The organism is Pseudomonas sp. JS425, from assembly GCF_018223845.1.
GTDB lineage: Bacteria > Pseudomonadota > Gammaproteobacteria > Pseudomonadales > Pseudomonadaceae > Aquipseudomonas > Aquipseudomonas asiatica.
The window spans coordinates 6,163,242-6,188,692 of record NZ_CP073661.1; the positions used below are offsets into that span (position 1 = coordinate 6,163,242).

The 25,451-nt window shown below is 62.1% G+C and carries 25 protein-coding genes; 7 read left to right on the plus strand and 18 right to left on the minus strand.

What is annotated here, in order from left to right; genetic code table 11:
• Positions 1-140: 140 nt before the first annotated feature.
• The 3 genes from KDB76_RS28375 to KDB76_RS28385 form a co-directional block, all read right to left on the minus strand.
• Positions 141-440 carry an HU family DNA-binding protein gene (locus tag KDB76_RS28375; protein ID WP_013974808.1) on the minus strand — a complete coding sequence of 100 codons (300 nt, stop codon included), beginning with the start codon at positions 438-440 and terminating at the stop codon, positions 141-143.
• A gap of 186 nt (positions 441-626) precedes the next feature.
• Complete coding sequence (locus tag KDB76_RS28380) at positions 627-1,775, minus strand: FAD-dependent oxidoreductase (RefSeq protein ID WP_038410298.1); 1,149 nt, start codon at positions 1,773-1,775, stop codon at positions 627-629.
• A 16-nt stretch (positions 1,776-1,791) separates the two neighbouring features.
• Positions 1,792-1,959, minus strand: coding sequence for a rubredoxin (locus KDB76_RS28385; protein ID WP_003253349.1), 168 nt, complete (start codon positions 1,957-1,959; stop codon positions 1,792-1,794).
• A gap of 227 nt (positions 1,960-2,186) precedes the next feature.
• Here KDB76_RS28385 and KDB76_RS28390 point away from each other — a divergent pair, with 227 nt between their 5' ends.
• Together KDB76_RS28390 and ubiA are read left to right on the plus strand one after the other, a co-directional pair.
• Positions 2,187-2,744, plus strand: a complete 558-nt coding sequence (locus KDB76_RS28390) for a chorismate lyase (RefSeq protein WP_015272344.1) — start codon at positions 2,187-2,189, stop codon at positions 2,742-2,744.
• Complete coding sequence (ubiA, locus tag KDB76_RS28395) at positions 2,744-3,634, plus strand: 4-hydroxybenzoate octaprenyltransferase (RefSeq protein WP_013974811.1); 891 nt, start codon at positions 2,744-2,746, stop codon at positions 3,632-3,634. Before KDB76_RS28390 ends, ubiA begins: the two co-directional genes overlap by 1 nt.
• A gap of 120 nt (positions 3,635-3,754) precedes the next feature.
• Here the strand turns inward: ubiA and KDB76_RS28400 are convergent, their stop codons facing one another.
• A complete protein-coding gene (locus KDB76_RS28400) occupies positions 3,755-4,126 on the minus strand; it encodes a hypothetical protein (RefSeq protein ID WP_024087921.1) in 372 nt (123 codons plus the stop codon).
• Positions 4,127-4,298: 172 nt separating this feature from the next.
• Between KDB76_RS28400 and phoB the strand changes: the two genes are divergently transcribed.
• The 3 genes from phoB to KDB76_RS28415 all read left to right on the plus strand — a co-directional run bounded on the left by phoB (position 4,299) and on the right by KDB76_RS28415 (position 7,903).
• A complete protein-coding gene (gene phoB / locus KDB76_RS28405; RefSeq protein WP_003253341.1) occupies positions 4,299-4,988 on the plus strand; it encodes a phosphate regulon transcriptional regulator PhoB in 690 nt (229 codons plus the stop codon).
• A gap of 48 nt (positions 4,989-5,036) precedes the next feature.
• Entirely contained in the window at positions 5,037-6,344 is a 1,308-nt protein-coding gene (gene phoR, locus KDB76_RS28410) for a phosphate regulon sensor histidine kinase PhoR (protein WP_024087922.1), read from the plus strand.
• Between the two features lie 218 nt (positions 6,345-6,562).
• Complete coding sequence (locus KDB76_RS28415; protein ID WP_013974815.1) at positions 6,563-7,903, plus strand: hemolysin family protein; 1,341 nt, start codon at positions 6,563-6,565, stop codon at positions 7,901-7,903.
• Between the two features lie 117 nt (positions 7,904-8,020).
• On the opposite strand, the gene KDB76_RS28420 is transcribed toward KDB76_RS28415, so the two are convergent.
• The 10 genes from KDB76_RS28420 to KDB76_RS28465 all read right to left on the minus strand — a co-directional run bounded on the left by KDB76_RS28420 (position 8,021) and on the right by KDB76_RS28465 (position 21,135).
• The gene (locus tag KDB76_RS28420; RefSeq protein ID WP_013974816.1) at positions 8,021-8,917 is read right to left on the minus strand and encodes a M23 family metallopeptidase; all 897 of its coding nucleotides are present in this window, start codon (positions 8,915-8,917) and stop codon (positions 8,021-8,023) included.
• A 281-nt stretch (positions 8,918-9,198) separates the two neighbouring features.
• Positions 9,199-10,149 (minus strand): IS110 family transposase, encoded by a 951-nt coding sequence (locus KDB76_RS28425; RefSeq protein ID WP_013970357.1) that lies wholly within the window; start codon positions 10,147-10,149, stop codon positions 9,199-9,201.
• 287 nt (positions 10,150-10,436) lie between these two features.
• The gene (locus KDB76_RS28430; RefSeq protein WP_024086516.1) at positions 10,437-11,417 is read right to left on the minus strand and encodes an IS5-like element ISPa26 family transposase; all 981 of its coding nucleotides are present in this window, start codon (positions 11,415-11,417) and stop codon (positions 10,437-10,439) included.
• Between the two features lie 177 nt (positions 11,418-11,594).
• Complete coding sequence (locus KDB76_RS28435) at positions 11,595-12,497, minus strand: response regulator (protein WP_024087923.1); 903 nt, start codon at positions 12,495-12,497, stop codon at positions 11,595-11,597.
• A gap of 164 nt (positions 12,498-12,661) precedes the next feature.
• On the minus strand, positions 12,662-13,432 hold the full coding sequence (phoU, locus tag KDB76_RS28440; protein WP_013974818.1) for a phosphate signaling complex protein PhoU: 771 nt from the start codon (positions 13,430-13,432) through the stop codon (positions 12,662-12,664).
• A 168-nt stretch (positions 13,433-13,600) separates the two neighbouring features.
• Positions 13,601-14,434, minus strand: a complete 834-nt coding sequence (gene pstB / locus KDB76_RS28445; RefSeq protein ID WP_003258171.1) for a phosphate ABC transporter ATP-binding protein PstB — start codon at positions 14,432-14,434, stop codon at positions 13,601-13,603.
• A gap of 72 nt (positions 14,435-14,506) precedes the next feature.
• Positions 14,507-16,123, minus strand: coding sequence for a phosphate ABC transporter permease PstA (gene pstA, locus KDB76_RS28450; RefSeq protein ID WP_169774682.1), 1,617 nt, complete (start codon positions 16,121-16,123; stop codon positions 14,507-14,509).
• Positions 16,124-16,194: 71 nt separating this feature from the next.
• The gene (locus tag KDB76_RS28455) at positions 16,195-18,483 is read right to left on the minus strand and encodes an ABC transporter permease subunit (protein WP_023660638.1); all 2,289 of its coding nucleotides are present in this window, start codon (positions 18,481-18,483) and stop codon (positions 16,195-16,197) included.
• Between the two features lie 139 nt (positions 18,484-18,622).
• Entirely contained in the window at positions 18,623-19,621 is a 999-nt protein-coding gene (locus KDB76_RS28460) for a phosphate ABC transporter substrate-binding protein PstS (protein ID WP_013974822.1), read from the minus strand.
• A gap of 224 nt (positions 19,622-19,845) precedes the next feature.
• Positions 19,846-21,135: an MFS transporter gene (locus KDB76_RS28465; RefSeq protein ID WP_003258167.1), complete on the minus strand. Its 1,290-nt coding sequence runs from the start codon at positions 21,133-21,135 to the stop codon at positions 19,846-19,848.
• Positions 21,136-21,496: 361 nt separating this feature from the next.
• Here KDB76_RS28465 and KDB76_RS28470 point away from each other — a divergent pair, with 361 nt between their 5' ends.
• Together KDB76_RS28470 and KDB76_RS28475 are read left to right on the plus strand one after the other, a co-directional pair.
• A complete protein-coding gene (locus tag KDB76_RS28470) occupies positions 21,497-21,895 on the plus strand; it encodes an acyl-CoA thioesterase (protein WP_003253317.1) in 399 nt (132 codons plus the stop codon).
• A gap of 71 nt (positions 21,896-21,966) precedes the next feature.
• A complete protein-coding gene (locus tag KDB76_RS28475) occupies positions 21,967-22,863 on the plus strand; it encodes a D-hexose-6-phosphate mutarotase (RefSeq protein ID WP_024087924.1) in 897 nt (298 codons plus the stop codon).
• 62 nt (positions 22,864-22,925) lie between these two features.
• Here KDB76_RS28475 and KDB76_RS28480 read toward each other — a convergent pair whose 3' ends face one another.
• From KDB76_RS28480 to purE, 4 genes are all read right to left on the minus strand, one after another.
• On the minus strand, positions 22,926-23,495 hold the full coding sequence (locus KDB76_RS28480) for a DUF3299 domain-containing protein (RefSeq protein WP_038410299.1): 570 nt from the start codon (positions 23,493-23,495) through the stop codon (positions 22,926-22,928).
• Between the two features lie 12 nt (positions 23,496-23,507).
• Positions 23,508-23,753: a GlsB/YeaQ/YmgE family stress response membrane protein gene (locus tag KDB76_RS28485; protein ID WP_013974826.1), complete on the minus strand. Its 246-nt coding sequence runs from the start codon at positions 23,751-23,753 to the stop codon at positions 23,508-23,510.
• 96 nt (positions 23,754-23,849) lie between these two features.
• On the minus strand, positions 23,850-24,932 hold the full coding sequence (locus tag KDB76_RS28490; RefSeq protein ID WP_013974827.1) for a 5-(carboxyamino)imidazole ribonucleotide synthase: 1,083 nt from the start codon (positions 24,930-24,932) through the stop codon (positions 23,850-23,852).
• 10 nt (positions 24,933-24,942) lie between these two features.
• Positions 24,943-25,434 (minus strand): 5-(carboxyamino)imidazole ribonucleotide mutase, encoded by a 492-nt coding sequence (gene purE, locus KDB76_RS28495; RefSeq protein ID WP_003253304.1) that lies wholly within the window; start codon positions 25,432-25,434, stop codon positions 24,943-24,945.
• Positions 25,435-25,451: the final 17 nt, after the last annotated feature.

Genomic DNA, 25,451 nt, shown 5'->3' on the forward strand with positions numbered 1-25,451 from the left:
CTCGAATTAAAAGTGACTAAGGCGCGCAGTCTATCCTTTTCCAGAACTATTTATGCAAGTTCGAAACATTTTGCCTGCAGAAAGCACAACGGGCGCCCTGAGGCGCCCGCTTGGCTGACACTGGGGTTGTCAGGGAGCGATCACTTGCCTTTCTTGGCCGGCTTGACGGGGGCGTTGACGCTGTCGCGCAAATTCTTGCCTGGCTTGAAAGCCACGGTATTGCTGGCCTTGATCTTGACCGGTTCACCGGTTTGCGGGTTCTTGCCGGTACGCGCACCGCGATGACGTTTTTCGAAGGTGCCGAAACCGACCAGGGTCACGGTGTCCTTGTCCAGGGCACCCGTGATGCTGTCGAGAATCGCGTTCAAAACCTGATTGGCCTTTTCCTTGGTCAGATCGGCCTTTTCGGCGATGACGGCGGCGAGTTCTGGTTTGCGCATAGTGAAGCCTCTTTGACGGAATTCTTGTTGTTATGCCGTGCTGCCCTGGGAGCAGCGCTCAAGGCACCGCAGGCTCTAATCTGCGGCAGACGGAAGTGAGGATGGCACGTGCACAGGGGCCGCGCCAGTATCTGGGCGGCCATTGTGCAAGCAACAACAGGATAAATCCGACAGAACGCCAGCTATTTACGCCATAACGGCCGGCAGCTGGCGATTCAGGGCCAGCTTTTCCATCACGGCCGCCCCGGTGAGGGCGTAGCCCAGCAGCGTGCCCTCTGCATCAAGGCAGAGCACCTTGAGGTCACTGCCCTGCCCCTCTACCTGCCAGGTGCCTTCGTGGCCTTGGGGCGGCGGCGAGACCACCAGCGGACAGGCCGGGGTTTTCACGGTGATCGGCATCGGCCCGTAGGCGACCGTTGTCGGCTTGCCGGCCAGGGTTTGCGCCAGGGCCCGGGCACAGCTCATCAGCGGCATCACATAGAGCAGGTTGATGCCATCGACTTCGGCACAGTCGCCAAGGGCAAAGATGTTGGCGTGGGACGTGCGCAACTGGCGGTCCACGCAAACGCCGCGGTTGGTCTGTAGGCCAGCGGCGGCAGCCAGGTCGGTGCGCGGGCGCAGGCCGACGGCCGAAACCACCAGGTCGCAGGCGATCACGCTGCCGTCGGACAGGTGCGCCTCCAGGCCCTGGGCTACCTGCTGCAGGCGGGTCAGTACCGGGCCGAGGTGAAAGCGCACGCCCAGGCCTTCCAGCCCGGCCTGCACGGCAGTGGCAGCGGCCGGGTGCAGCAGGGTCGGCATGACTTGCTCGCACGGCGCCACCACATCGACCTGGAAGCCGCCCAGGCTCATGTCGTTGGCGAATTCGCAGCCGATCAGGCCGGCACCGAGGATCAGCACGCGCTGTTTGCCGACGGCAGCAGCACGGAAGCGCGCGTAATCTTCCAGATCATTGATCGGGAACACCCGATCGCCGCCATCACCTTCGATCGGCACCTGCACCGTCTGCGCACCCCAGGCCAGCACCAGATCGCGGTATTCCACTGCCTCTTCACCTATCCACAAGCGCTTGTGGCCCGGGTCGATGCCGCTGATGCGGGTATGGGTGCGAATCTCGGCATTCAGTTGCTCGGCCATGGCGCCCGGCTCGGCCATGCACAGGCCGTCGGCGTCCTTCTGCTTGGCAAAGCCGGTGGACAGCATGGGCTTGGAGTAGGAACGACCGTCATCGGCGGTGATCAGCAGCAGCGGCGTCTGCGCATCGAGCTTGCGAAATTCACGGGCCAGGTTGTAGCCCGCAAGGCCGGTACCGATGATTACCACAGGGGACGTCATGTCGTGCTTTCCTCGATTAGCCGATGGAGATCATTTCAAAGTCGCTCTTGCCCACGCCGCAGTCGGGGCACAGCCAGTCTTCAGGCACGTCTTCCCAGCGTGTGCCGGGGGCGATGCCGTCGTCGGGCCAGCCTTCGGCTTCGTCGTAGATCAGGCCACAGACAATACATTGCCACTTCTTCATCAGGTCTTTTTCCTCGGTTCAAGCTGGAGCTTTGTGTTGCTGCTGATGGCCTCTTCGCGGGTGAACCCGCTCCTACAGCGACTGCGTAGCCTGTGGGAACGGGTTTACCCGCGACGAAGCCTGCGGGCAATTCGTGGGGCTTTGTAGCGGCCCTGTCAGCAGTATGCAAGCAGTCCGGGCAATCATGCTAAGCTCGCCGCCTCTCTGGTTGTAACAAGCAGACCGACGTGTCGTACGAATCCCCGCAAGCAGCCGCTGTCGCGTGGCTGCCGTATTCACGGCTGGCGACCGACATCGACCAGCCCACCCTTGACTGGCTGTTCGACGAGGGCTCGCTGACCCGTCGCCTGACCCGCCTGTCCAACGATCACTTCTCCGTCACGCCGCTATTCGAGGGCTGGCAGCCGCTGCGCGATGACGAATGCCAGGCACTGGGCATCGCCGCCGGTGCCGAAGGCTGGGTGCGCGAGGTGTACCTGCGCGGCCATGGCCAACCCTGGGTGTTCGCCCGCAGCGTCGCCAGCCGCAGTGCCCTGGAGCGCGGCGGGCTGGACCTGGAAACCTTGGGCAGCCGTTCGCTGGGCGAGTTGCTGTTCTGCGATCAGGCATTCATCCGCCACCCGATCGAGGTGTGCAGTTATCCACAGGCCTGGCTGCCGAGCGAAGCCGCCCATACTGCGCTGTGGGGCCGCCGGTCGCGCTTCGAACGTGGCGGCCTGGACCTGCTGGTGGCAGAGGTGTTCCTGCCGGCATTGTGGCAAGCGGCCAAGGAGGAAAACCGCTGATGTACATGCAACTGCTGAAGTCGCTCAACCGCCTGCACCCGCGGGCCTGGGACTTTGTCCAGCTCAGCCGCATGGACCGGCCAATTGGTATCTACCTGCTGCTGTGGCCGACCTTGTCGGCGGTGTGGATTGCTGGCAACGGCTCACCAACCCTGGCCAACGTGCTGATCTTTGGCCTCGGTGTGGTGCTGATGCGCGCCGCAGGTTGCTGCATCAACGACTTTGCCGACCGCAAGGTGGACGGCCACGTCAAACGCACCGCCGACCGCCCCCTGGCCAGCGGCCGGGTCCGCCCGCGCGAAGCACTGGCGCTGTTCGCCATCCTGGTCGGAGTGAGCTTCCTGCTGGTGCTGTGCACCAACAGCCGCACGGTGTGGCTGTCGTTCGGTGCGGTAGCTCTGGCGTTCTGCTACCCGTTCATGAAGCGCTACACCTATTACCCGCAGGTGGTGCTGGGGGCGGCGTATTCCTGGGGCATTCCCATGGCCTTCACCGCAGCGGGTGGCGAGCTGCCGGCCAGCGCCTGGCTGCTGTATATCGCCAACCTGCTGTGGACGGTGGGCTACGACACCTACTACGCCATGGTCGACCGTGATGACGACCTGAAGATTGGCGTGAAGTCGACCGCCATCCTGTTCGGCGATGCTGACCGCACCATCATCCTGACCTTGCAGCTGCTGTCGCTGGGCTGCCTGTTGCTGGCCGGCAGCCGCTTCGAGCTGGGTGGCTGGTTCCACCTGGGGCTACTGGGCGCGGCGGCGTGCTTTGCCTGGGAGTACTGGTCGACGCGCAAGCTGGACCGGGAGTCGTGCTTCAAGGCGTTTCTGCACAATCACTGGGCGGGGATGCTGGTGTTTATCGGGGTAGTATTGGATTACGCACTGCGTTGAAGCTGTGGGCCCTATCGCCGGCAAGCCAGCTCCCACAGGTGCAGCGCTGCCTTCTCAGCTTGCGCACAACCTGTGGGAGCTGGCTTGCCGGCGATGGACCGCAAAGCGGCCCCGGCAATCTCAAGGCTTGGCAACGTGCCAGACGTCCTTCATGCCGTCACCGGTCATGTCGCCGGCCTTTTTGTCCTTGATGAAGGTGTACAGCGGCTTGCCGTCATAGGCCCACTGCTTGCTGCCATCATCGCGCATTACTACTGTCCACTTGTCCTTGGCCGGTTCGTCATTGGCCTTGACCATCAGCGGCGGCCAGTTTTTGGCGCATTCGCCATTGCACATCGACTTGCCGCCCGCATCCTTGTCGAAGGTGTACAGGGTCATGCCGGCATGATCGACCAACATGCCGCCCTTCTCCATCGCATGGTCGGCCAAGGCCACCCCCGGGAGCGCCAGCGCAGTGAAAAGGGCCATCCAGCTCAGCGTTTGTCGTGTCATTGGATTCACCATTGTTTCGGGGGGATTGAGTTCTGGTTGCCACAACTACGGCCCTTTCAAGCCTAGTTCAGTCATGGAATGTCGCCAGAACGGCCAACACCCTGTCACACAGCTGCAATAATTCCGTTATCTAATGCGGGCCAAGACACCGTATCCAGGAGAGGTTTTGAGCATGGTTGGCAGGAACATTCTGATCGTCGACGACGAAGCACCAATTCGCGAGATGATCGCCGTTGCCCTGGAAATGGCCGGTTATGACTGCCTGGAAGCGGAAAACTCCCAACAGGCCCACGCGATCATCGTCGACCGCAAACCGGACCTGATCCTGCTCGACTGGATGCTGCCGGGCACCTCCGGCATCGAACTGGCCCGCCGCCTCAAGCGCGACGAACTGACCGGCGACATCCCGATCATCATGCTCACCGCCAAGGGTGAAGAGGACAACAAGATCCAGGGCCTGGAAGTGGGCGCCGACGACTACATCACCAAGCCGTTCTCGCCGCGTGAACTGGTCGCCCGCCTGAAAGCCGTGCTGCGCCGCACTGGCCCGAGCGATAGCGAGGCACCGATCGAAGTCGGCGGCCTGCTGCTCGACCCGATCAGCCACCGCGTGACCATCGACGGCAAGCCGGCCGAGATGGGCCCTACCGAATACCGCCTGCTGCAGTTCTTCATGACCCACCAGGAGCGCGCCTACACCCGTGGCCAGCTGCTGGACCAGGTGTGGGGCGGTAACGTCTATGTCGAAGAGCGCACCGTCGACGTCCACATCCGCCGCCTGCGCAAGGCGCTGGGTGAAGCCTACGAAAATCTGGTACAAACCGTCCGGGGCACCGGCTACCGCTTCTCGACCAAGAGCTGATCGAGCTGAAAAGCGCCAAGCTGCACGTCGTTGTACAAGGACCGTCAATTGAACCAGAACTGGCACGCGACCCTGATTCGCCACCTGCTGCTGCTGATTACCGTCTGCCTGATCGGCGGGCTGGTCAGCGGCTACTATGGCTGGAGCCTGGCCATCGGCCTGGCGCTCTACCTGGGCTGGACCCTCAAGCAACTGCTGCGCCTGCATGACTGGCTGCGCAACCACCAACCCGACGAAGCACCACCCGATGGCTACGGCCTGTGGGGCGAAGTGTTCGACAGCATCTACCACCTGCAACGCCGCGACCAGCGCGTGCGCGGCCGCCTGCAGGCGGTAATCGACCGGGTGCAGGAGTCTACCGCCGCGCTGCGTGACGCGGTGATCATGCTGGACAGCGACGGCAACCTGGAATGGTGGAACCGCGCCGCCGAGACCCTGCTGGGCTTCAAGACCCCACAGGACGGCGGCCAGCAGGTGACCAACCTGGTGCGCCACCCGCGCTTCAAGGAATACTTCGAGGCGGAGAACTACCTCGAGCCGCTGGAAATCCCCTCGCCGATCAACGACCGTATGCGCGTGCAGCTGCACATCACCCGCTACGGCAACAACGAGCACCTGATGCTGGTGCGCGATGTTACCCGCATCCACCAGCTGGAGCAGATGCGCAAGGACTTCGTCGCCAACGTGTCCCACGAGCTGCGCACGCCGCTGACGGTGATCACCGGCTACCTGGAAACCCTGCTGGACAACGTCGAAGACGTGAACCCGCGCTGGGGCCGAGCCCTGCAGCAGATGAGCCAGCAAGGCTCGCGCATGCAGACACTGCTCAACGACCTGCTGCTGCTGGCCAAGCTGGAGGCCACCGACTACCCGTCGGACAACCATCCAGTGGCGGTCGATGCCTTGCTTGCCGCGATCAAGAACGACGCCCAGGCCCTGTCCGGGCCCCGCAACCAGCGCATCACCCTGGAAGCCGCGCCTGGCGTGCAGCTGAAGGGCAGCGAGTCGGAGCTGCGCAGTGCCTTTTCCAACCTGGTGTTCAACGCGGTCAAGTACACCCAGGACGAAGGCAGCATACGGATTCGCTGGTGGGCCGATGCCCAGGGCGCACACCTGTCGGTGCAGGACTCGGGGGTGGGCATCGATGCCAAGCACCTGCCACGTCTGACCGAGCGCTTCTACCGGGTCGACTCCAGCCGTGCGTCGAATACCGGGGGCACCGGGCTGGGGCTGGCGATCGTCAAGCATGTGCTGATGCGCCACCGCGGCAAGCTGGAGATCAGCAGCGTGCCGGGGCATGGCAGTACGTTTACCTGTCACTTCGCGCCGGCACAATTGGCCAACGGCAAGGCTTGAGGGCCTCGGGGGCTGCTTTGCAGCCCATCGCGACACAAGGCCGCTCCTACACGGGATCGCGGAGCGGCCTTGTGTCGCGATGGGGCGCAAAGCGCCCCCAAAGAATCCATCGCCCTTTGCTTTTACGGTCCCAGCCGCTACATTGGACCCCCTGTGCCAGCAAGAGCTGGCACTTTTTTTCTCTCTATCTCGAAGACGGACCCCGTAAAAACTCCATCATGGACCCTTCCCCTGGTATCAGCCTCACCTCGTTATTCGCCGATTTCGGCATGATCATCTTTGCCTTGCTCTTGGTGCTGCTCAACGGCTTCTTCGTTGCCGCCGAGTTCGCCATGGTCAAGCTGCGCGCTACCCGCGTCGAGTCCATCGCCGAGTTGCATGGCTGGCGTGGCAGCATCCTGCGCAAGGTGCACAACCAGCTCGACGCCTATCTGTCGGCCTGCCAGCTGGGCATCACCCTCGCCTCGCTGGGCCTTGGCTGGGTCGGTGAACCGGCGTTCGCCCATCTGCTCGAGCCGCTGCTGGCATACCTTGGCGTGGACACGCCCGAGCTGATCAAGGCGATCTCGTTCTTCGTCGCCTTCTTCGTCATTTCGTACCTGCACATCGTGGTCGGTGAGCTGGCGCCCAAGTCCTGGGCCATCCGCAAGCCAGAACTGCTGTCGCTGTGGACCGCCGTGCCGCTGTACCTGTTCTACTGGGTGATGTACCCGGCCATCTACCTGCTCAATGCCAGCGCCAACACCATCCTGCGCATTGCTGGCCAGGGCGAGCCCGGCCCGCATCACGAGCACCACTACAGCCGTGAAGAACTCAAGCTGATCCTGCACTCCAGCCGTGGCCAGGACCCGAGCGACCAGGGCATGCGCGTGCTGGCCTCTGCCGTGGAAATGGGCGAGCTGGAGGTGGTCGACTGGGCCAACTCGCGCGAGGACATGGTCAGCATCGACGCCCATGCGCCGTTGAAGCAGATCCTGGCGCTGGTACGCCGCCACAAGTTCAGCCGCTACCCGGTGTACGACGCCGAGCGTGAGGAGTTCACCGGCCTGCTGCATATCAAGGACCTGCTGCTGGAACTGGCCGAACTCGAGCACTTGCCCGAAACCATCGACCTCGACGACCTGGCCAGGCCGCTGGAGCGCGTGTCGCGGCACATGCCGCTGGCACAGTTGCTGGAGCAGTTCCGCAAGGGCGGCGCGCACTTCGTGCTGGTGGAGGAAGCCGATGGCAAGGTGATTGGCTACCTGACCATGGAAGACGTGCTGGAAGTGCTGGTGGGCGATATCCAGGACGAGCACCGCAAGACCGAGCGCGGCATCCTCGCCTACCAGCCGGGCAAGCTGCTGGTGCGTGGCGACACGCCGCTGTTCAAGGTCGAGCGCCTGCTGGGCGTCGACCTTGACCATATCGAGGCGGAAACCCTCGCCGGTCTGGTCTACGAGACGCTCAAGCGCGTGCCTGAAGAAGAGGAAGTGCTGGAGGTCGAAGGGCTGCGCATCATCATCAAGAAGATGAAAGGGCCGAAGATCGTGCTGGCCAAGGTACTCAAGCTGGATTGAGGGCCAGGGGGCTGCTTTGCAGCCCATCGCGACGCAAGGCCGCTCCCACAGGGGTTCGCGTATCCCTGTAGGAGCGGCCTTGTGTCGCGATAGGGCCGCAAAGCGGCCCCAAAAATCTCAGGGGTTACCCGCGGTAAAGTCAGGCAACCCACCAATCGGCCTGTCGAACCGATAAGGTATCGACTCCAGCGCCAACCCCACATTGCGCTGCACCACGAAATGCAGGTGGGGCCCGGTACTGTTGCCGGTATTGCCCGACTTGGCCAGCATCTGCCCCTGCCGCACTCGTTGCCCCTCCGCCACTACCACCGACCCGCGCATCAGGTGCAGGTAGACGCCCATGGTACCGTCCGGGTGCAGGATCCTGACGAAATTGCCCGAGGGGTTGGGGCCGCGCCCGCTCTGGCTGTTCTCCGTCTTCACCACCACCCCTTCCCGCGCCGCGATGATGGTGGTGCCTTCGGGCATGGCGATGTCCATGGCGTAACGCCCCTTGGGCCCAAAATGACTGACCCGGCCATTGGGGCCCTGGGTCACGCGGAACGGCCCGCCAATCCAGGGGAATGCATAGCGGAAGCCCTGGGGCCGCTTGCCCGGGTCGCCCATGGCCTGTAGCAGGGTCGAGCGGTAGTTCAGCAGCATCCCGGGGCGCCCCCTGAGCACGCTTAGCATTTGCGTGGTGCGCGGCGGCAGTACCCGGCGCACGGTACGCGGGGCATTGCCACCTTGTGCATTCACCAGGTTGTCCAGGCGCAACTCCACCTCCACTGGCACGTGTAGCTGGTTGCGGGCCGAAAAGCTCACGCCGCCGTTGAAGGTTATCGCGTTCAGCAGAACCTGGCCTTCGGGCACCTCGACCATAGGTACGCGCCGCACAAAGGTTTTGGCACCGGGGCCGGGCCGGTCGGAATAGGAGGTCACACGGCCATCATCGGTGATCTCGTAAATGGTCATGCCCAGGCTCGACGCCGAGGCCATGAGCAATGCACAGAACAGCAGCAGGCGGGCGGGCATGATAGTGGCTTTTTGACAGTTGCGATCTGTCGAAGCCTAGCAGGGGGTTTTGTGACGGGTATGACAGTTGGTCGGATGGCGTCAACAGGACTGGCCCCATTGCCGGCAAGCCAGCTCCTACAGGAAATGCACAAGGCCAGAAGTTGACGCTGTACCTGTGGGAGCAACTGTCTTTAGAAATTTATTTTCAAGCGTGCCATTCGGGCAGGGCTTCGCTCGATACCGCGTAGCGGTGTCGCTGGCGAAGCCCGCATTTGTAGAAAATCGATCCTCGTTCGTGATCAGGGTGCGGGTACCTGAGGCTTGAGCTCTTTCCACTCCGTTCCGTCACGCAGCATTGCGTTCAGGCGCACCAGCAACACGCGCATGCACGCCACTGCGGCAACTTTTGCGCGCTTGCCTCGGGCTATCAGGGCTTCATAGCGGGTTCTAACTTCTGGGACATGCTGGATCATTGACCAGATCGACATGTAGGCCGCCTTGCGGACTCTGTAACGCCCGCCTTCGATCTTCCTCGGGCCACTCTTCTTGCCGCTGTCTTTGTTGTACGGCGCTAACCCAGCCAAGGCTGCAATTTCGCGCCCCGTCACGCTTCCCAGCTCAGGTAGGTAGGCCATGAAGGTGCCACAACTGATGACGCCAATCCCTTTCACAGACCTTAGCCGCATGGCTGTCGTGCGATCCAGCACGTTCGAGGCACGCTCAATCGCCTTGTCCAAGGCCTTAATCTGATCATTCAGGTAAGCGACATGCTCGGTATAAACGGTAATGGCCGTAGCTGAAGTGGTTTGTTTCATCCGACGCTTGTCATCATCCCGATGCTGGACAAGATTGCCACGGAGTTTGATGAGCTCTCCCAGTTCATCCCGATCTTGATTAGGCTCTATCTGCGGCAAGTCCTCGAAGTCCCTGGCAAACCGCGCCAGCATCTGGGCGTCGATCTTGTCAGTCTTGGCAATTTTGCCCATGGCACTCGCATAGTCCCGACAGCGCCTGGGGTTGACCCTGACGACGTTCAAACCCTCCAGTCGCAAGGCTTTGAATACGGCCCGTTCATAGCCACCGGTGGCTTCCAGCAAGACCCGTTCGACCTCAAGCTCGTTCAGGCATGCGATCAGTTGCGCAAAGCCCTCGGAGTCATTCCTGACCTGGAACTGGGGAATACTTTCAGGAAGAAAGCCCACATCCAGAGTCGCTTTCGAAACGTCGAGACCAACGAAGTAGGAAATCATCGCCAAGCCCTCTTACACTCAAGAAGTGAGAGCACTCTGACTTAGCCCTAGCTTGTGACTGCGAGTTCGCCACTCATTCAACTGTTCGGGCTTAGGTCAGAGTGGGAGGTGGATGGCGACTAGGCTCCCACTCGTGCTTTAGGGATGGTCTGAAGTAGCCCCTGTTTTCCGGCTACTTCGCCATCGACACTTTCAAAAAACGGTAGCCGCTCAAATCCCGGTCAAACCTGCCGTCTATTTCAGCCTTTTTTGCCGCTGCAAGCACCTCGCAGCAGTCACTTCACTCTTCACGGACGCACCTCTCCTGCATTGGAGAGCAAATGTCGACGCGCCATCCAAATGTTCGACAGGGCGAACAGCGTCACCATCTGAGCAGTGTTTTTCACCAAGCCTCGGAAGCGCACTTTCGTATAACCAAACTGGCGCTTGATCACCCGAAATGGATGCTCAACCTTGGAGCGAACCTGGGCCTTGGCTCTTTCGATCTTACGTATCGCTTTGTATAACGCGCTGCGGTTACCGTGCTTTTTGTAAGTGCTGCGCCGGGCTGCAATCTGCCAGATGACTTGGCGCCCCTCATGCTCTTCACGCTTCTCTACACCGGTATAGCCCGCATCAGCGCAGACCACGTTCTCACCACCGTGCAGCAGTTTGTCGACTTGGGTTACGTCCGCGACGTTGGCCGCAGTGACCACCACGCTGTGCACAAGCCCGGACTCATCGTCGACACCAATGTGAGCTTTGGCACCGAAGTAATACTGGTTGCCCTTCTTGGTCTGATGCATTTCCGGGTCGCGTTTGCCGTCCTTGTTCTTGGTCGAACTGGGCGCATGAATCAGAGTGGCATCGACGATGGTGCCTTGTCGCAGTGACAAGCCACGGTCGCCCAAATAGCCATTGATCACGCCGAGAATACCGGTGGCCAACTCATGCTTTTCCAGCAGGCGACGGAAGTTGAGGATGGTGGTTTCATCCGGGATTCGCTCCAGGCTCAGACCGGAAAACTGGCGCAGGATCGTCGTCTCGTACAGCGCCTCTTCCATCGCCGGATCGCTGTAACCGAACCAGTTCTGCATTAGATGAATCCGCAGCATCGCCATCAGCGGATAGGCTGGACGGCCCCCTTCGCCCTTTGGGTAATGAGGTTTGATCAGAGCAATCAAACCCTCCCAGGGTACGACCCGATCCATCTCTATCAGGAACAGCTCCTTGCGGGTCTGCTTGCGCTTACCGGCGTACTCGGCATCGGCGAAGGTCATTTGTTTCATCATCGAAAAGCTCGGCGATTGGTGTCCGGGGATTTTGCCAAATCAGGAAGTCTTTTTCAGGATTTCCTTAGAGCACACCTGGCTTTCAGTCTGCCATCCACTGCTCTCACCCTTTCGAGTTTAAGAGACCTTGAAGACACAAGCTGGCTTGCCCGCAATGGAGCCAGTAGTCATTACTCAGGCGCCCGGGGTGAAATGCTTCTGCGCCGTCCCGCGGGCAATCAGCCGCGACAGGTAGTCGAGCTTCTGGGCATCCTGATCGACGAACTTGAAGGTCAGTTGCAACCAGTCACTGTCAGGCTTGGGTTCCAGTGCCGCGACGGCATGCAGGTAGCCGTTCAGGCGCGCAACTTCGGCGTTCTCGCCCTGTTCCAGGTCCAACACTGCGCCTTCCAGTACTTGGGGAAGCGCTTCGCCACGGCGCACCACCAGCAGCGCCTCTTTCAGGCTCAGCGCCTTGATCACGCACGGCTGCATGCCGCCGGCCAGGCGCAACTGGCCCTGGCCACGACCGGTCGGCGCGGGAGTGGCGGGCCGGGGGGCATTGGCCACTGGCCTGGCGGGTGCGGTTGCAGGTGCCGGAGCTGGCGCCGCGACCTTCACCGCTTCAGGCTTGCCGGCTGTCAGCGCATTCAGCGAGTCATTGGCGAACGCCGAGTTGGCCCGTGCCGGGCCGCTGGACATCAGGCTGTCGAGCTTGCCGATCTTGGTCAGGGCCTTTTTCACCTTGGTCAGCAATTGCTCGTTGGTGAATGGCTTGCCGACAAAATCGGAAACGCCCGCCTGAATCGCCTGGATGACGTTTTCCTTGTCGCCACGGCTGGTCACCATGATGAATTGCAGGTTCTTCAACTCAGGCTGCTGGCGGCACCAGGTGAGCAGTTCCAGGCCGGACATTTCCGGCATTTCCCAGTCGCACAGAACCAGGTCGAACGCTTCCTTGCCCAGCATGGCCATTGCCTTGCGACCGTTGACGGCGTCGTCGATGGTCATGCCCGGGAAGGCATTGCGCAGGCATTTGCGGACCAGATCACGGATAAACGGGGCGTCATCCACGACCAGCACATTCACTTTACTCATCGATACTCCTTCTGAATCCCGACTAGCCTACCGCCGAATAATGGCCACTTGCTACAACCTGGTCACGCCGGGACTTCTTCACATCGTTCGCGGGTGCCTGCCGGCTCCTCGACCGCAAACGAAAACGCCCGGCCAAGGCCGGGCGTCGATGCTCGGGAGCAACCTTACTTATCGTCAGGTTCGGCCGGAACATTAGCGTTTTCGCCGTCGGAAACAGCAGTGCCTTGCACTTCTGCCGTCATGCGCTTGAGGCCCATGTGACGCACGTCGGTGCCGCGCACCAGATAGATCACCAGCTCGGAGATATTGCGCGCATGGTCGCCGATACGCTCCAGCGAACGCAGGACCCAGATAACGCTCAGTACCCGCGAGATCGAGCGCGGGTCTTCCATCATGTAGGTCACCAGCTCACGCAGGGCGGTCTTGTATTCGCGGTCGATGGTCTTGTCGTACTGGGCCACCGACAGCGCCAGGTCGGCGTCGAAGCGGGCAAAGGCATCCAGCGCGTCGCGGACCATGTTGCGTACCTGGTCGCCGATGTGGCGCACCTCGACATAGCCGCGCGGTGACTCGCCTTCCTCGCACAGCTGGATGGCGCGGCGGGCGATCTTGGTCGACTCGTCACCGATGCGCTCCAGGTCAATCACCGACTTGGAGATGCTGATGATCAGACGCAGGTCGGAGGCCGCCGGCTGACGACGGGCGAGGATGCGCAGGCACTCCTCGTCGATGTTGCGCTCCATCTGGTTGATCTGCTCGTCGACTTCGCGCACTTGCTGGGCCAGGCCCGAGTCGGCTTCGATCAGCGCAGTGACTGCATCGTTGACCTGCTTTTCGACCAGGCCACCCATGGCCAGCAGGTGACTACGCACCTCTTCGAGCTCGGCGTTGAACTGCTGGGAAATGTGATGCGTAAGGCTTTCTTTGTTGATCATCGTTCGCTCCGCGAAGAAGCTGCAAGCTTCAATTTGTTCGTCTCGTTCCCTGGCCTGTAGGAGCGGGTTTACCCGCGAACACCGGCGAAGCCGGTGCCAGACACCGCGGCGCCTGCTTCGCGGGTAAACCCGCTCCCACAGCGGCCAGGCACCTATCCGGAGCGGCGATTAGCCGTAGCGACCGGTGATGTAGTCTTCGGTCTGTTTCTTCGCCGGGTTGGTGAACAGGGTGTCGGTATCCCCGAATTCGACCAGTTTGCCCATGTACATGAACGCGGTGTAGTCCGAAACACGGGCCGCCTGCTGCATGTTGTGGGTCACGATGACGATGGTGTACTTGGATTTCAATTCGTAGATCAGTTCCTCGACCTTCAGGGTCGAGATCGGGTCCAGTGCCGAGCACGGTTCGTCGAGCAGCAGCACTTCCGGCTCCACGGCGATGGTACGGGCGATGACCAGACGCTGCTGCTGGCCACCGGACAGGCCCAGTGCCGAATCGTGCAGGCGGTCCTTGACCTCGTCCCACAGTGCCGCGCCCTTCAGCGCCCATTCGACCGCTTCGTCCAGCACGCGCTTCTTGTTGATGCCCTGGATCCGCAGGCCGTAGACCACGTTTTCGTAGATGGTCTTTGGGAACGGGTTGGGCTTCTGGAACACCATGCCCACACGACGGCGCAGCTCGGCCACGTCTTCGCCCTTGCGGTAGATGTTATTGCCATACAGGTTGATGGCGCCTTCCACGCGGCAACCATCAACCAGATCGTTCATGCGGTTGAAGGTGCGCAGCAGGGTCGACTTGCCGCAGCCGGACGGGCCGATAAAGGCGGTCACGCGCTGCTTGGGAATGTTCATCTGCACATCGAACAGCGCTTGTTTGTCACCGTAGAACAGGCTCAGGCCCGGCACTTCGATGGCTACGGTTTCTTCGGCCAGGCGCAGGCTCTGCTTGTCGCGGCCCAGGGCAGACATGTCGATGCCGTGGGTATGGGATTCTTGCTGCATGGTCAACTCCATACGCTAACAATTCGTTTCTAAGGGCCGCCCGTTTCACGGGCGGCACGCTTGCAATCAGGATCAGCTGTCGAGGGCCTTGTACTTCTCGCGCAGGTGGTTACGGATCCACACGGCCGAGAGGTTGAGGGCCGCGATCACCAGCACCAGCAGCAACGCCGTGGCGTATACCAGCGGCCGCGCGGCTTCTACGTTGGGGCTCTGGAAGCCGACGTCATAGATATGGAAGCCCAGGTGCATGATCTTCTGGTCCAGGTGCAGGTACGGGTAGTTCCCGTCCACCGGCAGGGATGGAGCCAGCTTTACCACACCCACCAGCATCAGCGGCGCCACTTCACCGGCGGCGCGGGCCACGGCGAGGATCATGCCGGTCATCATCGCCGGGCTGGCCATCGGCAGGACGATCTTCCACAGGGTCTCGGCCTTGGTAGCGCCCAGGGCCAGCGAGCCTTCGCGCACGGTGCGCGGGATACGCGCCAGGCCTTCCTCGGTGGCCACGATCACCACCGGCACGGCCAGCAGCGCCAGGGTCAGCGATGCCCACAACAGGCCTGGGGTACCCAGGGTTGGCGCCGGCAGTGCTTCGGGAAAGAACAAGCGGTCGATCGAGCCGCCCAGCACGTAGACGAAGAAGCCCAGGCCGAACACGCCGTAGACGATCGCGGGCACACCAGCCAGGTTGTTCACCGCGATGCGGATCAAGCGGGTCACCGGGCCCTGTCTGGCGTATTCGCGCAGGTACACGGCAGCCAGCACACCGAACGGGGTGACGATCACGGCCATGATCAGAGTCATCATCACGGTACCGAAGATGGCCGGGAAGATACCGCCCTCAGTGTTGGCTTCACGCGGGTCATCGCTGAGGAACTCCCAGACCTTGGTGAAGTAGGTGCCCAGCTTGGTGAACCCCGACATGGCGTTAGGCTGGATGGCGTGTACCACCTTGCTGAGGTTGATTTCCACTTCACGGCCGTTGCCATCGCGGGCCACCAGGCTGTCGCGAGCGAAGGCCTGGTGCAGGCCAGTCAGGCGGTCTTCGATGGCCTTGTATCGGCTGTTCAGCCCGGCGCGCTCGGCGTCCATGTCAGCCTGGGCGGCGGCGTCCAGCTTGCCGTCCAGCTCCAGCTTGCGCGCCTGCAGACGCAGGCGCTCGAGGCCATGGTTGATGGCACCGATGTCTTTCTTTTCGAGGCTTTGCAGTTCGCTGTTGAGCTGGTTGGCGCGCTTGAGGCGGGCCTGCAGTTCGACCCAGGCCGCAGCACCTTCGGCGACCACGCGGCCTTCTTCCTTGATGCTGACCAGGTAGCCGTAGAAGTTGCCCCACTCGCGGCGCTCCAGGGCGACCAGGTCGGTCGGGTGCCTTTCGTCGACCAGCCAGTCGCCGACCACCCAGGTGAAGTCGCTGCCGTTGAGGTCGCGGTTGCCCACCTTGATCAGCTCACGGGTCATGAACTCCGGGCCTTGGTCAGGCACTGGCAGGCCGGCGCCCTTCAGACGGGCACGGGGTACTTCTTCCTTTTGCACCACTTCGCCAATGACGACATGGTCGGCCTGGCCCGGCACCTTGTAGGTAGCCTGGACAAGATCGGCCGGCCAGAAGTGGCCCAGGCCGCGCACGGCAATCACCGCCAGCAGGCCAACGGTCATGATCACTGCCATGGCCACCGCGCCGCCGCTCATCCAGACGCCTGGGGCGCCGCTCTTGAACCAGCCTTTGAGGGAATCCTTTTTCACGGATCGCTACCTTTCTATCAAAGCGACGAGTATTTCTTGCGCAGACGCTGGCGAATCAGCTCGGCCAAGGTGTTCATGATGAAGGTGAACATCAGCAGCACCAGCGCGGCCAGGAACAGCACGCGGTAGTGGCTGCCGCCGACTTCCGATTCCGGCATTTCCACCGCCACGTTGGCGGCCAGGGTGCGCATGCCCTCGAACAGGTTCAGCTCCATCACCGGGGTGTTGCCGGTGGCCATCAGCACGATCATGGTCTCGCCCACCGCACGGCCCATGCCGATCATCAGCGCCGAGAAGATACCTGGGCTGGCGGTGAGGATGACCACGCGAGTCAGGGTCTGCCATGGCGTCGCTCCCAGGGCCAGGGAGCCCAGGGTCAGGCTGCGCGGCACGCTGAACACGGCGTCTTCGGCGATGGAGTAGATGTTCGGGATGACCGCGAAGCCCATGGCGATACCCACGACCAGGGCATTGCGCTGGTCGTAGGTTATCCCCAGGTCGTTGGTGATCCACAGGCGCATGTCACCGCCAAAGAACCAGTTCTCGAGGTGCGGGCTCATGGTCAGGGCGAACCACCCGGTGAACAGGATGACCGGGATCAGGATCGCCGCTTCCCAGCCATCCGGGATACGCAGGCGAATCGACTCGGGCAGGCGGGTCCAGGCGAAGCCGGCCAGCAGGATACCGAGCGGCATCAGCAGGAACAGGCTGAACACGCCCGGCAGGTGGCCTTCCAGATACGGGGCCAGGAACAGGCCGGCGAAGAAGCCGAGGATCACCGTCGGCATCGCTTCCATCAGTTCGATCACCGGCTTGACCTTGCGGCGCATGCCCGGGGCCATGAAGTAGGCGGTGTAGATGGCCGCGGCGATCGCCAGCGGGGCCGCCAGGATCATGGCGTAGAACGCAGCCTTGAGGGTACCGAAGGTCAGCGGCGACAGGCTCAGTTTGGGCTCGAAGTCGGTGTTCGAAGCGGTCGATTGCCAGACGTATTTCGGCTCGTCGTAGTTCTCGTACCAAACTTTGCCCCACAGCGCGCTGAAGGAAATTTCCGGATGCGGGTTGCGCAGGCTAAGTGGCAGCAGCTTGCCGCCTTCTTCGATGATGATGCGGTTGGCACGTGGCGACAGGGCCAGAATGCCAGGGCCTTCGGCGGCCGGCTCGACCAGCAGGGTACGGTGCGCGGTGCTGTGGAACACGCCCAGCTCGCCTGCGGCGTCGAGGGCGACGAAGCCCTTGCGGCGCTCTTCGGCGTCGATCTGTACGACCGCGGCCTTGCCCATCTGGAAGGTGCGGATCAGCTTGAAGCGCGATTCGCCATCCGGGTCACGGGCCATGAACCACTGGGCCAGGCCGCCCTTGGAATCACCAATGATCAGCGAGATGCCGCCGACCAGCTGGGCGGTGGCGGTAATTTCGGTGTCGGCGCTTTCAGACAGTTTGTAGCGGCCGTTGAGGCTCTTGTCGCGCAGGTTGAACACGTCCGCGGTGGCACGGCCGTTGATCACGTACAGCCACTGCTGACGCGGGTCGATGAAGATGTTCTTCACCGTTTCGGTCATCTGCGGCAGTTCGATGCGGTTCTGCTCGGTCGTGACCTCTTCGGTCATCATGTTTTCGGTGCGGGTCAACTCGACCACCTGCAGGTGCGCGCCGGTGGAACCAGCCAGCAGCAGGGTGTCGCCATTGACGTTTACGCTGACATGATCCAGCGCACGCCCCTGCTCGTCGAGCACGAACGGCTGCTCGCCGTACGGGTAGTCGATGCCGGGGGCGATGGTTTTCTTGTTGTCCGGGTAGGTGATCTTGTAGGTGTGGTGAAACACCAGTGCCTGGCCATTGGACAAGCCCAGCACCACCAGCGGGCTACCCGGCTGATCGGCACTGATCGAAGTGACCTGGGTGCCTGCCGGCAGTGGCAGGTCGACACGCTTGAGCTCGTTACCGGTCTTGGTATCGAAGAACAGTGCCTGGCCCTTGTCCGAAACACGCATGCCCACCAGGTTCTGCTCTTCAAGCGCGATCATCAGCGGCTTGCCGGCATCCTGTTGCAGCCAGCTCGGCTCCAGGGCTTTCTTGCTGGTCAGCTCGGCGCCCTGGAACAGCGGCAGCACCACATAGGCCAGATAAAAGAAGATCAGGGTGATAGCCGCCAATACGGCAAGCCCGCCCACCAGTACATACCAGCGGGTCAGGCGGTCCTTTAGCGCGCGCATGCGGCGCTTGCGTTGCAACTCCGGCGTATTGAAATCAATCCGCACGGGCTGGGAGTTTTGGGTCATGTTGGAATTGGCCAGATCATTCATGCGCACACCCTAGCGGTCCCGTGTGACAAAAACATTACAAATTGGTGACGCACGAAAGCCCGCCGCACAGGAAACCTGGCTTCGGACTGAAATTTCGTGGAAGAGGCCGGGCATCAGCGCCGGCCTCCCCCTCAGTTACTTACTTCTTTGCGACGTTACCTGCGTGGGACAGGCCCAGGTCAGCCAAGGTCTTGTCGACGACTTTGGCCGGCAGCGGGATGTAGCCATCCTTCACCACGACCTGCTGGCCGGCTTGCGACAGCACCAGCTTGACGAACTCGGCTTCCAGCGGAGCCAGAGGCTTGTTCGGAGCCTTGTTGACGTAGACGTACAGGAAGCGCGACAGCGGGTAGGTGCCGTTCAGAGCGTTGGCTTCGTTGTCTTCAACGAACTCGCCGCCTTCCTTCTTGGCCAGGGCCACAGTCTTGACGCTGGCGGTCTTGTAGCCGATGCCCGAGTAGCCGATGCCGTTCAGCGAGGAGCTGATCGACTGCACGACCGAAGCCGAGCCAGGCTGTTCGTTGACGTTAGGCTTGAAGTCGCCTTTGCACAGGGCTTCTTCCTTGAAGTAGCCGTAGGTGCCCGATACCGAGTTACGGCCGAACAGCTGTACTGGCTTGTTGGCCAGGTCGCCGGTCACGCCCAGGTCACCCCAGGTCTTGACGTCGGCTTTGCCACCGCACAGGCGGGTGGAAGAGAAGATGGCGTCGACCTGGGCCATGGTCAGGCCTTTGATCGGGTTGTCCTTGTGCACGAACACAGCCAGGGCGTCTACGGCGACCGGGATGGCGGTCGGTTTGTAGCCGTACTTCTGCTCGAAGGCCTGCAGCTCGACGTCCTTCATCTTGCGGCTCATCGGGCCGAGGTTGGCGGTGCCTTCGGTCAGCGCGGGTGGCGCGGTGGAGGAGCCGGCAGCCTGGATCTGGATGTTTACGTTCGGATATTCCTTCTTGTAGGCCTCGGCCCACAGAGTCATCAGGTTGGCGAGGGTGTCCGAACCGACGCTGGAGAGGTTGCCCGAAACACCAGTGGTCTTGGTGTAGGTCGGGATCGCAGGATCGACAGCGGCTACCGCGTTGGCGGTTGCAACGCCAGCGGCGGCAAAGGTGAGGGCCGCCATCAAACGCTTCAGTTTCATGCCTTGCTCCTAGCAGGAATATTGGGGTGTTGGATGGAACGGGCCCAAGTATCTGCAGGCCGCATGAATACGATATGACTTGAATATGACAATTGGATGAAAGGCCATCATCAAAAGCAGGTCTGGCCTCTTCGCGGCTAAAGCCGCTCCCACAGGTGCGGCATTGCCTTGAAGCCGGTGCGATTTCTGTAGGAGCGGCTTTAGCCGCGAAGAGGCCAGCAGCCTTAACGCTTGTTGGCCAGGAGGTACAGGCCAACAACCAGACCAACGGCACACAGCCCCGCCACATAGTAGGCCGGCGCCATCGGGCTCACTTTCAACAGCGCAGTCACCACCATCGGCGTCAGCCCGCCAAAGATCGCGTAGGCCACGTTGTACGAGAACGACAGCCCGCTGAAGCGCACCACCGCCGGGAACGCCTTGACCATCACATAAGGCACCGCGCCAATCACGCCCACGCACAGGCCGGTCACTGCATACAGTGGGAACAGCAGTTCGGGCCGGGTCGGCAGGCTGTGGTAGAAGGTCCAGGAGGTCGCCAGCAGCAGCAGGCTGCCGATCACGAACACCCGGCCCGCGCCGAAGCGATCGGCCAGGCTGCCAGCGCCGATGCAGCCGAAGCTGAGCAGCACGATGGCCAGGCTGTTGGCCTTGAGCGAGTCGGTGGGGCTGATGTGGTAGATGCTCTGCAGCAGCGCCGGAGTCATCAGGATGAGCACCACGATGGCGGCTGACAGCATCCAGGTCAGCAGCATCGACAGGATGATCGCGCCGCGATGGTCACGCAGCACCGCGCGCAACGGCAGCTCCTCGGCCAGCGCCTTGCGCTGCTGCATCTCGGCGAACACCGGGGTTTCGTGCAGCCAACGGCGCAGGTACACCGAGAACAGGCCGAATACACCGCCAAGCAGGAACGGGATACGCCAGGCGTAATCGGCCACTTCCTGTGCGCTGTAGACGCTGTTGATCAGGGTCGCCACCAGCGAACCAAGCAGGATGCCCGCGGTCAGGCCTGCGGTGAGGGTGCCGCAGGCGTAGCCGGTGTTGCGCTCTGGCACGTGCTCGGACACGAATACCCAGGCGCCCGGTACCTCGCCTCCGATGGCTGCGCCCTGGATCACGCGCATCAGCAGCAACAGGATCGGCGCCCACATGCCGATCTGTGCATAGGTGGGCAGCAGGCCCATGATCAGCGTTGGCAGGGCCATCATGAAGATGCTCAGGGTGAACATCTTCTTGCGCCCGAGCAGGTCACCGAAGTGGGCCATGATGATGCCGCCCAGCGGCCGCGCCAGGTAGCCGGCGGCGAAAATGCCAAAGGTTTGCATCAGGCGCAGCCATTCGGGCATGTCAGCCGGGAAAAACAGCTTGCCGACCACTGTGGCGAAGAACACGAAAATGATGAAGTCGTAGAACTCCAGCGCGCCGCCCAGGGCGGACAGTGAGAGAGTCTTGTAGTCACTGCGGGTCAGCGGCCGCGAAGGCTGCTCGATACTGCTCGGCACGGAGGTCATCGCTCATTGTTCTCTTTGTGGGCATGCAGGCCGCTTGGCATGCGGCTTCTGGATTGGGAGACAGGCGAAGATAGCAAATTGCTGAGCTGCGCCGAAAGCGATACAAAATCCCTACACATATTCATGAATGCGCGGTCGTCGCTGGCCGTTATGCTCTATATACTGGCACTTCGTAGGAAAAGGTTGCTCCTAACGTGGGATGTTGTGCGAAAACGCCGGTCATTACTGTCAGGCGGTTTCGCAGAGTTTCCCTACGGCCGCCCAGTGAAACGAAATCGGCGTAGTATGTTTCAAGCTGAATCGTTTACCCGGCCTTTGCGCCACACCAACGAAAAGCGTCACGGGTCAGAGGCCCCATCGCATGATTGAGCTCGAACAAGAAGATCCAATCCCGCAAGGCGACCTGGCCTTGCAGATCACCGCACTCCCGCGCGAAACCAACGGGTTTGGCGACATCTTCGGCGGCTGGCTTGTCGCCCAGATGGACCTGGCCGGCACCGCCATGGCCAGTCGTGTCGCCGGCGGCCGCGTGGCCACCGTGGCCATCGACCGCATGGCCTTTCTGGTCCCGGTCGCCGTCGGCGCGCAGCTATCGTTCTATACCCAAACCCTGGAAATCGGCCGCAGCTCGATCCAGATGATGGTCGAAGTGTGGAGCGACGACCCGCTGTCTAGCGAATGGCGCAAGGTCACCGAAGCAGTCTTCGTCTTCGTCGCTATCGACGGCAGTGGCCGCACCCGCTCCGTACCTCGTCGCTGAGCCACGCCGGCGGTAAACTCATTGCATGTGCCCGGGTCCAAGGCCCACTGGCAATCAATGAGATGAATGCAATGGCTACCTTCCAGGTCATAACCGAGCAACATGGCGAACTCAACTGTTGGCGTATCAGCAGTGACCACGCCGAACTACTGATCGCCCAGCAGGGCGCGCAGATTCTCAGCTACCAGCGCGTTGGCCAGCCACCGCTGCTGTGGCTGAGCGACCAGGCCATCTTCCGTAAGGGCAAGTCGGTACGCGCCGGTGTGCCGGTGTGCTGGCCGTGGTTCGGCAACCTGCAGCGCAACCCCCAGGCCGTGCAGGCCATGTACCACGGCGAACAGGCCCCCGCCCACGGCCTGGCGCGCGCGCGCGACTGGCAATTGCTGGGTATCGAGGAGGCGGGCGAAGGCCTGCGCATCGAATTCGAACTGCCGGAAGCGCAGGGTGACCTGCCTGGCTGGCCTCATGACGTCGAGCTGAAGCTGGTAGTGGAGCTGGGCGAGGACCTGCGGCTGAACCTGACCAGCCGCAACATGGGCAATACCCCCGTGACCATCAGCCAGGCCCTGCACAGCTACTTCGCGGTCAGTGACGTTCGCCAGGCGCGGGTCGAAGGGGTGGAGGGGCTGAGCTATATCGAGACCCTGGCTGACTGGGAGCAGTGCCAGCAGAAGGGGCCGCTGGCGTTTGCCGGGGAGACTGACCGGATCTACCTGGCGACCCCGCAAACCCTGAGCATCGTCGACCCGCACTGGAAGCGGCGCATTACCTTGACCAGCAGTGGGTCGCGCTCGGCGGTGATCTGGAACCCTTGGACTGAACGGGCCAGGGAACTGCCAGACATGGCCGACGATGGGTGGCAGCGGATGCTGTGCATCGAGACGGCGAATGTGTGGGATGACTTGGTGGAATTGAAGCCTGGGGGCAGCAGCTCGCTGGCGGTCAGGATTGGCTGTGAAATGATCTGAGTCTTGCAGTGCCTATGCTGGCCTCTTCGCGGGCTTGCCCGCGAAGAGGCCAGTACAGGCGATCAGAGGTCTGCGTCCTCCACCACCCTCACCTTCCCGGCATCCAGCGCATAGGCCGCATCGGCCAGGTCATTGCTGACCTTCTCCACCTTCAGCTTGCCGCTGACCCACAGCGGTGTGTAGATATCATCGATCTTCAGACCCTTCGGATAGCGCACCAGCACCAGCTGGTTCGGCGGTGGCGGCGGCACATGGATGCACGCGCCCGGGTACGGCACCAGGAAGAACAGCGTGCTGTTGCCCTTGGCATCGCTCTCCAGCGGCACCGGGTAGCCCCCAAGGCGAATATCCTTGCCATTCATGGCCGCCACCGTCTTGGTCGAGTACATCACCGCCGGCAGGCCTTTGCTCTGCTTCAGGCCGCCCTTGTCGATAAAGGTACCCATGGCTTCCGGCGAATTGTGGTCGATTTCGGGCATTTGCTCGAGCGCCTGCTGATCAGACTCGGGCATCAGCTCCAGCCAGTCGGTTTCAGGCAGTTCGGCATGGGCCAGGGCGCTGGCCAGCAACAGTGGGGCGAGGAAAAAGGCACGCATGAAAATGCTCGGCAACTCCAATGAATTGCCGGGCATTCTAACCACTAATCAGCGCTTCTTGATGAATCCGTAAATCAGCAGAAGGATCACGGCACCGACCAGCGCGCCAAGGAATCCCGCAGCCTGCCCGGCCTGATAGATGCCCAGTGCCTGGCCGCCGTAGGTGGCCAGCAGGGAGCCGGCAATCCCCAGCAAGATGGTCATGATCCAGCCCATGCTGTCGTCGCCCGGCTTGATGAAGCGGGCCAGCAGGCCAACGATGAGGCCGATGAAGATGGTTCCAATGATACCCATGGCAATCCCTCTGCAGTGAAGATGGAACAAGCCAAAGCCTAGACAGCGCTTTGGCTCGTTGCCATTTCAGAGGGCAAGCCGCTGGTAGAAGTTCGATCAGTTGCCGATCAGGGCTTCTACTTCGGCAATCTTGCGCTCGAGGGTGGCCATGTCGTGGCAGCGCAGGGTGGCGTGGCCAACCTTGCGACCGGCCTTGAACGCCTTGCCATAGTGATGCAGGTGGCAGTCACCGATGGCAACTACCTTTTCCACCGCCGGCACTTCACCGATGAAGTTGAGCATCGCGCTCTCGCCGACCTTGGCGGTCGAGCCCAGCGGCAGGCCGGCGACGGCGCGCAGGTGGTTCTCGAACTGGCTGCATTCGGCGCCTTCGATGGTCCAGTGCCCTGAGTTGTGCACGCGCGGGGCAATTTCGTTGGCCTTCAGGCCACCGTCCACTTCGAAGAACTCGAAGGCCATGACGCCTACGTAATCCAGCTTTTGCAGCACACGGCCGACGTAGTCTTCGGCCAGGGCCTGCAGCGGATGCGCCTGGCTGGCGACCGACAGGCGCAGGATGCCGCTTTCGTGGGTGTTGTGCACCAGCGGGTAGAAGCGGGTTTCACCATCACGGGCACGCACGGCTACCAGCGACACTTCGCCGGTGAACGGCACAAAGCCTTCCAGCAGGCAAGGTACGCTGCCCAGCTCGGCAAAGGTACCGACCACGTCCTCAGGCGTGCGCAGCACCTTCTGACCCTTGCCGTCGTAACCCAGGGTGCGGGTTTTCAGCACGGCCGGCAGGCCGATGCTGGCCACCGCGGCGTCCAGGTCGGCCTGCGAGAGGATGTCGGCGAAGGCCGGGGTAGGGATACCCAGGTCACGGAACATGCTCTTTTCGAACAGGCGGTCACGGGCGATGCGCAGCGCTTCGGCGCTGGGGTACACCGGCACGAACTGCGAGAGGAAGGCCACGGTCTCGGCCGGGACGCTTTCGAACTCGAAGGTGACCAGGTCGACTTCGTCGGCCAGCTGACGCAGGTGGTCCTGGTCGCCGTAGTCGGCACGCAGGTGCTCGCCCAGCGGCGCGGCGCAGGCGTCCGGCGCCGGGTCGAGGAAGGCGAAGTTCATGCCCAGCGGGGTACCCGCCAGGGCCAGCATGCGGCCCAGCTGGCCGCCACCGATTACACCGATCTTCATGGGTTGAGCCTCAAGCCTGGCGCGGGTCTGGGTTGTCCAGCACGGTGTCGGTCTGTTCCGTGCGGAACTGCTTGAGCGCCGCGTGGTACTGCGGGTACTTGGCGCCGAGGATGCTGGCCGACAGCAGCGCCGCGTTGACCGCACCGGCACGACCGATGGCCAGGGTGGCAACCGGCACGCCGGCTGGCATCTGCACGATCGACAGCAGCGAATCGACACCCGACAGCATCGACGATTGCACGGGCACACCCAGCACCGGCAGGTGGGTCTTGGCGGCGCACATGCCTGGCAGGTGGGCAGCGCCACCGGCACCGGCGATGATCACCTCGATGCCACGACCCTCAGCCTCCTCGGCATACTGGAACAGCAGATCCGGGGTACGGTGGGCGGAAACCACCTTCACCTCGTAGGGAATGCCGAGTTTTTCCAGCATATCGGCGGTGTGGCTAAGGGTGGACCAATCGGACTTGGAGCCCATGATCACGCCAACCAGTGCACTCATCGTCGAGCCTCTCCTGC